Origin of the sequence: Leptospira noumeaensis, assembly GCF_004770765.1 — a bacterium.
Taxonomy (GTDB): Bacteria; Spirochaetota; Leptospiria; order Leptospirales; family Leptospiraceae; genus Leptospira_A; species Leptospira_A noumeaensis.
Genome location: NZ_RQFK01000026.1, coordinates 199465 through 213607 on the forward strand (window position 1 = coordinate 199465; position 14143 = coordinate 213607).

General features: G+C 35.8%; 7 protein-coding genes. 3 read left to right on the forward strand and 4 right to left on the reverse strand.

Annotation, left to right across the window (positions count from 1 at the left end; translation table 11 throughout):
- Positions 1 to 12: 12 nt before the first annotated feature.
- Positions 13 to 684 carry a TetR/AcrR family transcriptional regulator gene (locus EHQ24_RS09045; RefSeq protein ID WP_135601341.1) on the forward strand — a complete coding sequence of 224 codons (672 nt, stop codon included), beginning with the start codon at positions 13 to 15 and terminating at the stop codon, positions 682 to 684.
- Here EHQ24_RS09045 and EHQ24_RS09050 read toward each other — a convergent pair.
- The 3 genes from EHQ24_RS09050 to EHQ24_RS09060 are packed head-to-tail and all read right to left on the reverse strand — an operon-like array spanning position 681 to position 9578.
- Positions 681 to 2336, reverse strand: coding sequence for a sulfatase-like hydrolase/transferase (locus EHQ24_RS09050; RefSeq protein WP_244310359.1), 1656 nt, complete (start codon positions 2334 to 2336; stop codon positions 681 to 683). The genes EHQ24_RS09045 and EHQ24_RS09050 overlap by 4 nt on opposite strands.
- Positions 2323 to 4512, reverse strand: coding sequence for a transglycosylase domain-containing protein (locus tag EHQ24_RS09055; RefSeq protein ID WP_135601342.1), 2190 nt, complete (start codon positions 4510 to 4512; stop codon positions 2323 to 2325). Before EHQ24_RS09055 ends, EHQ24_RS09050 begins: the two co-directional genes overlap by 14 nt.
- Positions 4509 to 9578 (reverse strand): alpha-2-macroglobulin family protein, encoded by a 5070-nt coding sequence (locus EHQ24_RS09060; protein WP_135601343.1) that lies wholly within the window; start codon positions 9576 to 9578, stop codon positions 4509 to 4511. Before EHQ24_RS09060 ends, EHQ24_RS09055 begins: the two co-directional genes overlap by 4 nt.
- 152 nt (positions 9579 to 9730) lie before the next feature.
- Between EHQ24_RS09060 and EHQ24_RS09065 the strand changes: the two genes are divergently transcribed.
- Both EHQ24_RS09065 and EHQ24_RS09070 read left to right on the forward strand, forming a co-directional pair.
- Positions 9731 to 10159, forward strand: coding sequence for a hypothetical protein (locus EHQ24_RS09065; protein ID WP_244310360.1), 429 nt, complete (start codon positions 9731 to 9733; stop codon positions 10157 to 10159).
- A 43-nt stretch (positions 10160 to 10202) separates the two neighbouring features.
- A complete protein-coding gene (locus tag EHQ24_RS09070; RefSeq protein WP_135601344.1) occupies positions 10203 to 12578 on the forward strand; it encodes a PAS domain-containing protein in 2376 nt (791 codons plus the stop codon).
- Here the strand turns inward: EHQ24_RS09070 and ahpF are convergent.
- On the reverse strand, positions 12564 to 14123 hold the full coding sequence (ahpF, locus tag EHQ24_RS09075) for an alkyl hydroperoxide reductase subunit F (protein WP_135601345.1): 1560 nt from the start codon (positions 14121 to 14123) through the stop codon (positions 12564 to 12566). The genes EHQ24_RS09070 and ahpF overlap by 15 nt on opposite strands.
- Between the last annotated feature and the right edge of the window lie 20 nt (positions 14124 to 14143).

Sequence of the window (14143 nt, forward strand, 5' to 3'; positions counted from 1 at the left end):
CAAACTGGAAGTATGAGCCGCACAGTCGTTGCAGAACGTTCGCCCAAAAAAAGAGCTGTCCTCGAAAAAGACAAACTTTCTAAACGTGCATCCATCCTACAGTCGGCGGCCTTCCTTTTGCAAAAAAAAGACTGGGCAGAATTATCTATGGATGAAGTCGCCAAACGAGCAAAAATTGCAAAAGGTACTTTATACTTATATTTTCCCACAAAGGAAGACCTTTGTTTACGAGTTCATATAGCTGATTATGAAGCTTGGTTTTTAGACATGGAAACATTTTTAACAGAAACAAAAACCATCGACGCCGATATGTTTGGAAAATGGTTTGTTGACTCTATGGATCGTCATGTTCGATTTTTAAAACTATTACCAATAGTTCCGACTATCTTAGAAAAAAATGCCAGTGTAGAAACCATTCGCGAATTTAAACTCAGCCTAAAAAATCAAATTTTCAAAATCCTACCTCTTCTTTCCCAAACATTTTCTTTTTTAAATGAACAGTCTGGATTTTTATTTTTGATGCAATGCCATGCCTTGGCTGTTGGATCTTGGTCACATGGTTTTCCGTCCAACCAAGTGAGAGAAGCAGTTACCGAAGATGGTTTGGATATATTTGTTTTGGATTATAAATCTTTTTTAAGAACTTCCATATTGACATTGTTGAATGGAAACAAAACCATTTAACGAATTTCAGAATAAATGTGATCCAAAACTTTTTGTTTCAACTTTGAATCGAAAATAGGAGTTCTTTTTTCCTCAGCATAATCCATTTCTAATAATAAATCCTTATCACTATGATAGATGTATTTTTTTTGATTAGCAATCCATGATTTCTGAATTTCAGAATTCCAAGTTTTTAAAACCAAATCTATTTGGTAATTTGGCTTTAAAAAATTTGTATTCACTGTTTTGTCCATTACACGAGGACCAGTTTCTAATAAGTTAAGAATCGTATCCTTAAAATGAATGGAACTTCCCAATTTCGGAATATAAACCTGTCCAGACTTTACAAAATAGATTAAAAAAGGTACATCGGTTTCTTGATTGTACAGTGAATAATTATGAGCGTGTGCCCCTTCTTCTCCAAAAGATTCCCCGTGATCTGCGGAAAGAATGAGTATGGTTTCCCTTGAAAAGTTTTCTTTTAAATAAGATATAAGAGAATCTAAGACTTCCACTTCCTCCGAAAGAGATTCCATATAACGTTCATACGGTGAATTCCATTTGCCTTTAGAATTTGTTTTGGATACAAAATAAGGACTATGTGTTTGGCTTAAGCCCAAAAATAAAAAAATCGGATTCCTTTTTGTTTCTGAAATTTGTTTGATCGCTGCATTCACAACTCGATCATTCATTCCCCAACTAAAAGAAGAATGATTTACCCCATATCGCCTTTGCAATTCTGATTTATCCAAAACAACATTAAAAATTTTTGGAAAAAACTGTTCCATACCTTCGAAGTAAAGGGACTGGGTGTAAATCATCTCCGTATGATAACCATGTTTTAACTCTAATTCTTTCGGAAGGTTAGAATTTATGAATGATTCATTGATTGACATTCGACTGTTTGTAAGTTGTGAAACACCTGTCATCCAAGTAAAAAGACTTTTAGAAGTATGGGGCATTGGAACCCAAAAATGAGAGCCATTTAACTGTGAATAATCGATATAACGAGATTTTAATTTACTGAGATGTTTTCTCGGAACACCTTCAAGTAAAACAAAAAACAAATTTGGTTTTCCAACAATGGATTCTAAATTAGTTTTAAACCGGTGATTGGAGATTGGTAAATTGGAATTTTGATTGGTGATCTGGTTGGATAAATCAAGTCCACAACGAAAAAAAACAAATACCAAAATACATACGGTAAGTTTAATCCAATCTTTTTTTGGATCCAAAACAGATTTGGTAAAAACTAAATAATACCCAAAAGTAAGACTAAGCCATTGCCAAAGTTTCCATTGGTATAAAAAATTTGGAATGTCTGAATATAAATTAGAAAAATTTTGGAAAAAATATACAACAAGAGAAACATCCAAAGCAGTTTGATAGACCTGCACGTAACTAAGAACCATTACGAAAAAAGTCCATAAAACCGATCGAATGAATATTTCCCGATAGGATTGATTCAATCTATACTTTTGATAAAAATAGGAATCCAAAACCAATATAAGGATGGAGTAGATTGTGATCAAAAATCCATGAAAGTAGAGCCAACTAGAAACGGAAAAGTAGGAAGTTCCTAGAAAAACATACAACAAAACATAAAGAATAATATTAGAAAAATTTCTTAACAACAAAGTACGAAACATCACTTCGAATTTATCTAACTTCAAAATCAACAGATGCCTTTTTCATTTCTCCATCATACAATACAAGAGATTGTTTTCCACGAACAATAGGCAAACGTAACTCGCCGCTTGCGGATAGTTTTAATTCTTCTTTTTCGTTCCAAATTAATTTTGGATCTTTTAAACTTTTAATTTCGCGAATCCGAACGGGAATCTCTTGTGTATCTTTTTTATATGATGGATGGTATAAAAATATTTGTCCCATCGAAGGATAAACAAATCCAACTCCTAAAACAGATCCAGATGATTCTTCATTATGTTTATCACATGGTTCTGGTAGGATTACTTTTTTTCTAACTCGAAGTACAATCGAAGGGCAGTTCATTTGGGCCAATTTCCCTGTAAATCGACAAAAATTTCTAGTTTCAGTAAGTTGTGAATGATATTCAAGTTTTGGTTTGTCTTTCATCAAACTTCGAAAGATATTTTGAACAATTCGTCCGGCACCAAAAGAACCAGATACATCCATAGTTCGTTCCCCAGAAAAATTTCCAACCCAAGCACCGACCACATAATTTTCATTAAATGCTACTGTCCATGAATTTCGATAATCTTTCGATGTTCCGGTTTTTACGGAAACGGGAAATGGAAAATCCAAATAACTCCGTCTTCCAAATGCTCTTTGCCTTAGTTTAGGATCCCTTAAAACAAACTTTATTTCCTCTGCAGTTTCTGGAGAAAATAATTGTTTAGATTCACCAAAGTATAAGGGTTCCTTATCAATTTTCCCCAAACGAATTTTAGGTAGAATTCCTTTCAAAGGGAAGGACCCATAGGCGCGCGTTAGCTGAAGTAAACTGGTTCCACCAGCACCAAGTGCAAGGCCTGGTCCATAAAACTGTGGAGATTCTTTTAAATGTTCGAACCCTGCTGATTGTAAAAAACGATAAAATGTAAGAACACCCATTTGATTGATTGCAGTCACTGCGGGTATGTTTCGCGAGTTTCCCAGAGCTTCTGCTAAGGTTAAATCTCCCCAATATCTAAGATCTGCATTACGAGGAAGATAGTTGCCACCTTGCCTCAAAGAAAACGAATATTTTTCATCAGAAAAAATTGAGTTAACTGAATAATATCCCTTATCAATTGCATTTGCATATAACAGAGGTTTGAGAGTGCTTCCTGCATCTCTGTAGGCCAAACTGCCGTTTACCATTCCATTTCCATCTTCAAAAAAATTTTTTGAACCAATCATTCCTTTGAGTTCTAATTCATCTTTTTTGCCAGGAACTCGTTCCAAAACAATGGCAGAGGCGTTGGAAACATTCCATCTTTCCAATCCTTCCAATTCTGAATTTACTATGGCATGTAATTCGGAGTTTAATTCAGAAGATAAGGAAGAAACAAATTCTTCTGATGGTTTTGAAATTAAAATGCGAATCCAATTTAAGAAATGTTGGTTTTCTCCTTTCCACTGTTCTGAAGAACTAGCAAAGTTTGGTGTTGTGTATCCAACCTTTAGTTCATTTGGATTCTCTAACCTTGGTATTGGATATTTGATTCTATCTCGGAGGTTATGATAACGGATCAAAAGTTCTTTTAATTCAGGTTTATTTTTTCGTATGAGAACTGTAAGATAAACAGTTTCTTCAATCGACAAAAAACGAATGTGTTTACCAAATAACGATAGTGATGCGGAAGGAAATCCAACGGTATTTGAATAGATGGAAACAGAATTTAAATAGGCTTCTAAAATTTCTGATTTGGTCAACCAAACTTCGTATCGAAGTGCTTCCAAAATTTCAAAACCTTTCCGCATGAAAAAAGGATAAGAACGAATTTCCGGATTTTGAATACGAACTAATTGCATCGTGATTGTGGACGCACCTCCCCGTTTTCCTTTCGAAAAAATATAGGAACCGAGGGAATTAATGCCCGCAAATACATCCACTCCGTGGTGATCATCAAATCTTTTGTCTTCGGCTATTTTTAAAATTTCAGGAACAAAGTCTGGGTATTCACGAATACTTTCCCAATCTTGTTTGGTTTGATTTTTATTTTTTCCTCTACCAATCAGAGTTCCTTCTTTGGTAAGGATACGAACTGTTGTATGGTTTTGGAAGGATTCAAAATAAATAGGTCTTAATAAAAAAATCGTTAGTGGAATTACAAAGAATCCCACTAACACTGAATATATGATATATTTTTTTATAGAACTCACTCCACTTTCACTCGGATGGTGTTGGTATTCCCATAAAACTGAGGATGATACATCAAAAATGTTTTAGAGGCCGGCATAATGGAATTTCCTTTCGCCACCGGTCTCAAAATATAATTAAATTCCGTTTCTCCTTTTTTTATGTAATCTTCCGAAAAGATAACACGATCATCTCTATATTCTTTATATCCGCCGTAATAAGTATTTGTAACATCCGTATCTTCGGCATCTGATTTTTTTTCGGTCAAAAACGAAGTGTTCACAATTTCGGTATTACTTGGAATTGGATCCACAATCATCCCAAAAGCCTGCTCCAAATTACTGAGTATTTTTACTTTTACAAGGTAGGTAGACCCACGTTCCAGGTTTGTGACTTCTTTTAAAATAGGATCTCCATTAGAATTTCTTCCGTCGATTCTATATAAAGTTTTTCTAATTTCAAGGCCATTAAACTTTTGTGTGGTGGTATCCTTTACGGGAACATACATTAACCTAGATTGGAAATACAATCTTCCCTCAGCACTAGTTCGTTTGAATAGTAATGGCCGACCCGATGGATCCTTTCCTTCAAATAACCTGTCAAAGGTGATTTCTTCTTTATAGATGGAATCTGAGGAAGAAGAAAAAGACTCATCAATTAAAGTTTTTTCTCCAAAGATTGCTTGGCCTTCTGTATCTATGGAAGTTGATTCGAAACGATTTCTATATTCCGCCAAAGCAAGTGCAATGGTTCCGACACTATGACTGTCTGACCAAAACTGATTTTGCCTGTCAACCATTATCGATTTTACTAAATCAACAATCCTTGGATTTTTGGAATCTACTTTCAGCAACAATCGTAAATAATTTCCAAGAACCGTTGAAGAACTATAATATGAATAATAATAGTATTCATCTGTATTTTTTTTCAGAGGTTTTAGGGTGAATAATTCTTTATCATAAACTATAAAATTCGAATATTCAGAGAATAATTTTTTAAACACGGGATCCGAATCTGAAGATTCGAGTTTATGTGTTTCAGCATAAGCAGTAAGAAAAATTCCGCGAGATTTTAAATTCAATTCTTCGAAATGATCGACCAATGTTTTTTCTAAAGAACGGATGTCCTTTTTATCTTTTGAAAGAACAGAGTAGATCAAACTCAATGTTTGATAGGAATTTATAGAGGTTTCCGTAGGATTTTTTACATAATTTTGTAAGTATTGGATGGCTAAATCATAAGCCTTAGGATTGGATCTTTTCCCTTTTTCTTTTCCAATCTGCATCACGGATGTTATATAAGCAGTTAAATACGGATATCCTGTTCTACCATAACCTTTCCAAACTCTAAAACTTCCATCAGTGGTTTGGAACTCGGACATCTCATCTAAAAACAATTTTTCGATTTGAGTGAAATCGTAAGAATCTTTTGCGGGCGCTTTGTATTGAAATTCTTTGAGTAACTCACCCGCACTAAGAGAAAGTAAGTAAGCAGAAGTCCTTTGTTCCATACAAAAGTAAGGATTGGATTCATAAAAATCGAAAGCTGATTTTAATGCCGTAAGAGCCGTTCCCGACATACGAATGTCGAGTGAACCTTTATTGAGTAATATGGATTCTTTTTTCGGAAAAGATATTAGGGTTTTGTGTTCCGAATCTGTATATCCCGAAAATTGAACTGATGTTACTGGATCAAATTCTTTGATAGGCATCGTAACAATGAGTGAATCACTAAGGTCTGATTTTTTTAAATCGGCAAACTCTGCTCCTGTTTCCGGTTCCACAGAGATCTGATACGATAATTGAATATCTTCCTTAGGTTGGCTTTGTTTCAGTTTGATATATTGTGATTCGGAAATTTGGAAGGTTCTAAGCACTTCTTTGGTTTGACCGGCAGCAAGTTCAATCGAAATCCAACCTTTGTCTTCGGATAAAAATTTTGAATCGATTTTGTATTTAAATTTTCCTTTTTTCTTGGTGTTATTGGTAATACTTCCACCTAACTCTAAACTATCGCCAACACGAATGAACCTTGCGACCGTTTTTTGTAGAACCAGGTTCTTTTTGACAATAAATTCGGAATTGGATGCACCAAATTTTCCATTGGAAGAAGATGCCACCATTACTCTAAATGTAGTTAGGTTGTCTGGTAATACAAAACTCAAATCAGCATTTCCACTGCTATCGGCAATCACAACTGGATTCCAATAAGCAGTATAACGAAAATCTTTCCTTGCCCCCGATTCCGATTCTGCCGAAAATCCTCCGCCAGAGTCTTCGCCGTAATCTCCTCCAGGACTATCACCTTTGTTCTCGTATATATAATGTTTGATGATCATACTACGAAGTTCAAATGTTTTGACAATGTTATACCAATACTGATAGAACATTTGGACAGGGCTTTGGAAGGAATAACCTACTAAATCCAATACACCTCTGTCAGCAACTGAGACAGTCAACTCTGCTCCAGGATTTGTTTGGATTGATAGTTTTACTTGTTCTCTCGGTTGGTATTCCTGTTTGTCTGTTTTGATGACTACAGGGGCCGTTCTAGAAGCCAAATTAACCTTCAAAGTGACTGATCCCGTTTTTGCTTTCGGAGCACCTAAGTCTTGTTCGTTAAATTCTTTGATATCATCAGAGGAAAGGCCTTCGGGAACCGGCAACCTTCCTGATAACATAACAACATTGACATCCACATTCGGAAGATACGATTCTTCAATGGGAATTTCAAGAGGTGCACTATTTCCTTTCATCAAAAATGATTTTTTGAAATATACAGAATCTCTTTCTACAGTCACAATCACTCGAGAATTCTGAAGTGGAGATTTGATTAGAATTTTTGCCTTATCTCCAATTTTGTATTCTTGTTTATCGGTGCGTAATTCAATGGAGTCGTCTCCACGAAAGTCCCAAGTATAATAGGATTCCTTTTCGTAAGCATAAAAATCAACTCTCGAAAAAACTTTATCCTTGTTCAAAACTAAAATAGTATAACTACCTGGATCTTTTGCACGATAATCGAAAGAAACGCCTTCGACTTTCGATACCAACTTTTTAACTTCTACAACTTTTTTTGTTAGTTGGTTGCTACGGAAGAAAAATTTCCCAAGACCCTTTGACAAAACGGAAGTCCAATCATTATATATGATATATGCTTTTAGTTCCACACCGGCAACGGCTTTACCTTGTAAGTTGACCGATATAGCTCCAAATTGGAATGGTTTGTCCAAAGCTTGGTATCTATCATTACATTTTAAACCAACATAAGATTCGGATGGATTGTAAGGAATACTGGAAGACTTGGTGACTGATTTTCCGTCTACATCAAATACGGAAGATTCTACTACTAAATTAAAAGGATCGGCAATTTCTATATCTTCGCCATCAGTCACAAACTTACGAGTTAAGTTTTGAACGGGGATATCTAAACTATATAAACCTTTACTATCCAAAACTCCTTCCGATCCAGTTACATAATCTGAATGACTATCAGAATATTCATCCTCATAATCATACCATGTATCCGAAAAATCATAATTCGAAAAAGAGTCAAAGTTGATATATCTTTTTCTTTTTAATACCGAATAACTGACCTTTGCTCCTCCCATAGGAGCCCCAAACATATACTTACCTTCGACCGCACCTTTTACATTTTGGTCTCTGTTAACAGCATTTGCCAAATTCACATTCACCATAAAATTTACAGGACGGAACTCTTCTACTTGAAAGGTATCATAGGTTACAGAATAAGATTTACCAGGGATATAAACAGATACAGAATAATGACCAAGCGGTGCATCTGATGGTATCGTATAACCTGCGTATACTCCACCTTGACCCGTAGAACTTAGATTTGTATTCGATACATCCTTTCCACGAGAGTCTCGAATTTGTAAGTTTACCGATTTAGAAGCATAAGGAACAAGACTTCCATTCTTTCTGTCAGCAAGCACTGCTTTGATTTCAACTCGATCACCTGGCCTGTAAAGTTTTCTATCGAAATAAATTTTACCTTTTACATTGTTTTCTGTATAATAGTCACTATAACCTTCGATATGTGTTTCATTAAAATGTAGGAAGGTTTTATCTCCAGAAGAATCCTCCGCAATTAACACGGATTTATCGAGTGATTTTGTATCGCTGATGGCAGGTAAAGTGCAATGTCCGTCTTTATCTGTTTTACAAGTGCCACGAAGACTTCCTTTTTCATACAAACTCATATTTGTATTTGCTACTGGCTCTGCTTTTGCTAAAGAGTGAACCCATACATGAAGTGTATTTGGATCTAATTTTGTTGTGATCCCTAAGTTAGTAGATTGTAAAAAAATGGACTCTTTTTTAAATTCTTCTTTGTTGTTTTCACCAATGACTTGGGCACCTAACTGAAATGCTACCCATCCCTTAGAATTTGGTTTGGAACCAAAATAGGGATCTATGTCCATCCCTTGGTTTCCAAACGAGTTCACTTTGATTCCAGACTTCCATACAGTTTTTTTCCAACTTAAGTTGTTTTCAAATTCATAATAACGGTTTCCTAATGTTGCTACTGCATTCACAAGAACCGGGATAGACAACTCCGCGGAACGAATTTCAAATTCAGGAACATTCGAAATGGAGATAGGAAGGACTTTGTTTAAATTGGATTCAAAAATATTCTCCCGTGATAAATAGAAGGATGGTTTTTTTGCCATCACCGGGAGTTTGAAACTAACTGGGGTCTCTAAGAAACAATCGTTCTCCGCATAAAATTTTCCAATTTTAATTTCATAAGCAACACCTGGATCAAAGTTCCAATGGTCCAAAGAAAAATCACGGCTAACATAATCAGAAAATTCTGTTTTTGGATTTGATGGTTTAGGAGAAATTTCGACAGCGGATGCAAATTCGATTAAGTTGGTATCTTCCGAAACCATAATTTGGTAGTCCCAAAGGTCTTCCAAGTATTTGAGATCGGTTGTGTCGAGTTTGACTTCGATTCGACAACTACTTGGAAAAATAACCCGTTTGATGGATCGAAAAAGTCCAGTGATGGAATTACAAGAGCTAAGGAAAAATAATAAACAAAAGGCCAATACCAACTTACGCATGAGAACTCCAGAATTCGAATGTTCTCTGTTCTATGATGTACACCTCCTCTTGCCAACACTTTCCTGAATGAAATGGAAAATCTTTCCATATTTTTTTGAATCTATCAGAATTTTCGCTATGCTTTTGATTTTTTGCAATTTGATTGATGACGATGTCTCTCATTCAAATCAAAAAACAATTTTTAGAATTAAATGCACCTGAGTCATTTCCCGTCGGAAATTTTAAAGCAGAATGGATTGGCCCTAAGTGGTTTCAAACAGGTGCTAGTTTCAGTTTGAATTTTATGTCGTTTCGGCACTGGTGGGGAAAATCGTTCGATGGCTCCGAAATTGCCTACAATTTATTTTTACCCCCTAACAAAACCGAGTTCCAAATGCGTTACCCCATGAATTTATCCATAGGGAAATCAAAACTTGACGAAAAACCAAGCCTCATTCTGCAATATGGCAAAAATGCCCCTTTTCCCTGGCCGTTCTTCATAGACGAATTTCGGATCATCAGTCAAACCGAATTTCTGGGAATGAGTTACAACAAATTTACCCCTAAATTAGCTCTCCCATTTCTTATTAGAAAATCATAATTTAGCCAGCAAATTCACGAGAAACTTTCGTCGAATGGGTGGTATGTTACCTTCTCCTTCATTGGAAATGCAGATTCTCTCCGCAATGGAGGAGGTAGTTTTTTCCGCTAGTTTTCCCGAGTTAGAAATCATTTATGTCAGCCCTTCCGTGGAAACTCTCACCGGGTTCCCCATCCAGTTTTTCAAACAAGAGTTTGGCGCATGGAAAAGAATGATTCATCCCGAGGACGTCCATATAGTGGAAGAGGCACTTGGTTCCTTAAACGAAACAAATAAGTTTCGTATTCGATATCGAATTCTTACTAAAGACAACCAAATCAAATTTGTACAAAGTCAATGTCGACTGATTAGAGATAAAACTGGAAAAATCTTACGATTTGATGGAGTGGTCACAGACATTTCCGAATTACTTTTTTTACAAGATTTTATCAAAAACGAATCTTTAGATATCAAACAACTGTTACTCGAGAATAATATTCTTTTTAACGGAAGTCAAGACTCCATGTTTTTAGTCGAAGTAATGGATTCGGGGGACTTTGTCATTCGTAGAATCAATTCTGCCTATGAAATTGCCACTGGCCTCACTCAATCTATCATTCAAGGAAAAACACCTATCGACCTTTTAGGTGAAGTCTTAGGTGCACCTGTCATTAGAAATTTCAAAAATGCCATAAAAGCAAAATCTACAATTTCCTATGAAGAAAGTATTCCTATGCCAGCAGGAACAAAAGTTTGGACTACTGCGCTCACACCTATCGAAGTTGACGGAAAATTTAAATTTATCATTGGCGCAAGCAAAGATATCACAGAACAAAAAAAAGCCGAAGGTGCTTTAAAAGAGTCAAACGAACGTTATGCTCTAATTTTAGAAGTTAGTTCGGATGGATGGTTTGATTGGGATCTAAAAAACGATACAGTCATTTATTCCAGAAGATGGTGGTTAGAGTTTGGAAACGACGAAAAACCGGAAAACGTCCAAATCAGTTACTGGAAAAGCCTAATCCATCCTGATGACCAAGAGTGGGTAACCGAATTTTTAGATAACATCATGCATTCGCAAAGGGAAACTTTTGAGTTTAGTTTTCAAATGAAAAAAAGAAAAGGAAATTATGCTCATGTATTGTCTAGATGTTATATACAAAGAGATGCCTCCGGTAATAAAATTAGAATGGTTGGTTCTAATTCCGATCTTACCGAAATTAAAAAAATAGAATATACTTTGCGAAAAGCAAAAGAAATGGCAGAAGCAGCAAACTTAGCGAAAGGTAATTTTTTGGCTAATATGAGCCATGAAATTAGAACTCCACTCAATGGAATCATTGGATTCACAGAACTTTTGTTACATGCGTCACTCACTGACGAACAAAAGGAATATTTACGAAGTATTTATCTTTCTGGAAAAAGTTTGTTATCTTTAGTAAATCAAATCCTGGATTTTTCAAAAATTGATTCAGGCAAAATGGAACTGGAGCTTATCAGCACAGATCTTATCGATTTGGTTCAGTCAACGGTAGATCTTTTCCAAATTTCAGCGGCTTCCCAGGCCATTCTTTTAAAACTAAATTTAGATCCATCATTACCAAAGTTTGTTTCCTTAGATCCTTTGCGTGTGAGACAAGTGCTTTCCAATTTAATTGGAAATGCGATTAAGTTTACACACGAAGGGGAAGTGGAAGTTTCCGTAAAACAAATCAAAGAATCAAACGGAATGATCGACATTCAATTCTCTGTAAAGGACACAGGAATCGGAATTGATATCAGTTCACAGACAAAACTTTTTGATTCCTTTTCACAAGCTGATACATCCATTACTAGAAAATATGGAGGTTCCGGACTTGGACTTACCATCACAAGTGAACTCATTCAAAAAATGAATTCTCATTTACGATTTGAAAGTGAACTCGGGAAGGGAAGTACCTTTTATTTTGTATTGTCCTTACATATAAATTCTTCTGGATCTGTATCTTCCAATTTATTTGAAGAAAAACAAACAACACCAGATGAGTCTGTCATTGTTGAAAATAATTTAATCCGAAATGATATATTAATCGTGGAAGATAATGATTTAAACAAAAGATTACTTTCTAAAATGTTATTAAAAAGATATCCCAACATTCAATTGAGATATGCCGTTGATGGAGCCGATGCTGTAAACCAGTTCCAGAAAAAAATCCCAGACCTAATTTTTATGGACTTACAAATGCCAGTGATGGATGGTTATACGGCAACTGTAGAAATCAGAACCTTAGAAAAAAAATTAAATCATAGAACTCCCATTGTCGCCTTGACAGCAGGAGCATTTTTTTCTGTGAAAGATACGGCAATGGAATCGGGAATGGATGACTTCCTGACCAAACCAATTTCCTCTGCCGATCTGTATTTCACCATTGAAAAATGGTTGTCTTCAAGCCGCATGTAGAAGGTATTCAAAAGCACTAATGGCAGCCTTTGCACCTTCACCCATCGCAATGATGATTTGTTTATAAGGTGTGTTTGTCACATCCCCACAAGCAAAAATCCCATCCACATTGGTTTTACATTTTTCATCTACTAGAATCTCTCCAAATCGGTTGGTAGCCACTAAATCTTTCACAAAACCACTGTTTGGTACGAGTCCGATCTGAACAAACACTCCTTCCAGGGGAATGGTTTCTGACTTTTCCGAACTCCTATCTTTGTAAGTAAGACCTGTTACTTTTTCTGTATTGGTTTGGATTTCCATCGTTTGGGCTTTAACTAAGGTTTTGATATTAGAAGAAGCAGCCACTTTGTCGAGCAAAACCTTATCTGCATTGAGTTTATCGCCAAACTCAATTAAGGTGACAGATTTTACAATCCCACTTAAGTCAAGAGCTGCTTCTACACCAGAGTTACCACCGCCAACCACAGCCACATCTTTGTCTTTAAAAAATGGACCATCACAATGAGGGCAATACGCAACGCCTTTTCCCACAAATTCCTTTTCTCCCGGAACACCAAGCTCTCGCCATTTTGCACCGGTAGAAAGAATGATCGTTTTTGTAACAATTCTTTCTCCTGTATTCAAATGAATGGTTTTTAGTTTCCCTGGATCAATTTTTAATACACGAACATTTTCTTTTTTACGAATTTGATTTTTATCTAACTGTTCTGACAATACATTCGTAAGTTCTGGTCCAGTTGTATAGGGAATAGAGATAATGTTTTCGATTCCTAGAGTATCCTTTACCTGTCCACCTAACCGATCTGCTATGACAAGAGTATTCAAACCTTTTCTTGCTGAATACACTGCTGCCGTCACACCCGAAGGTCCACCACCAATGACTGTTACGTCATATACCACTGTAGGATTTGTTAAATCAGAATTTTCCTCTTCGGATTCGGGAAGAGAATACAATTCCAAAAGTTTATCAAAGATAACCGAAGCTTCAGCTTTGCCTGAAAGGAAACGTTTTCCATTTAGAAAAACAGCCGGAACCCCTTGGATATTTTTTTCCTTCACAAGTTCAGGATACATAGCTCCATCAATCATATTATGAGAGATTGAAGGATTTACCAATGAGAAACTATTGAGAGTTTGTACGACTTCAGGACAGTTATGGCAATCTAAAGAAATGAAGGTTTCAAAATGTAAAGGTTCCTTTAATTTCGAAACAGCGGATAAGATCCCTTCTTCTAGTTTGATGGGATTTCCACCTGACTGTAAAATCGCTAGAATGAGAGAAGTGAATTCATGGCCCATAGGAATTCCAGAAAATTCAATTCCTGTTGGTTTTCCATCCGCAACGATTGCAAATCGAAGACCATCATTTTTATCGTTCGAATTTTCTAAAGTGATCATAGAACTGAGTGATACGATATCGTTTAAAAATTCTACCAACTCCCCTCTTTTTTCATGATCTCCAGAAAACAAACGAATGTTTACCGGGTTTTTAATTCTTTCGAAATATTGTTTTACTTGTTCCTTTGTTGATTCATCTAACATATAAACCTCCCGATTTAGGC

Bases quoted from the DNA above. Each gene is read 5' to 3' on its own strand.
- EHQ24_RS09045 (WP_135601341.1), top strand. From the start codon at position 13: ATGAGCCGCACAGTCGTTGCAGAACGTTCGCCCAAAAAAAGAGCTGTC.
- EHQ24_RS09060 (WP_135601343.1), bottom strand. From the start codon at position 9,578: ATGCGTAAGTTGGTATTGGCCTTTTGTTTATTATTTTTCCTTAGCTCT.
- EHQ24_RS09065 (WP_244310360.1), top strand. From the start codon at position 9,731: ATGTCTCTCATTCAAATCAAAAAACAATTTTTAGAATTAAATGCACCT.
- EHQ24_RS09070 (WP_135601344.1), top strand. From the start codon at position 10,203: ATGTTACCTTCTCCTTCATTGGAAATGCAGATTCTCTCCGCAATGGAG.
- ahpF (WP_135601345.1), bottom strand. From the start codon at position 14,123: ATGTTAGATGAATCAACAAAGGAACAAGTAAAACAATATTTCGAAAGA.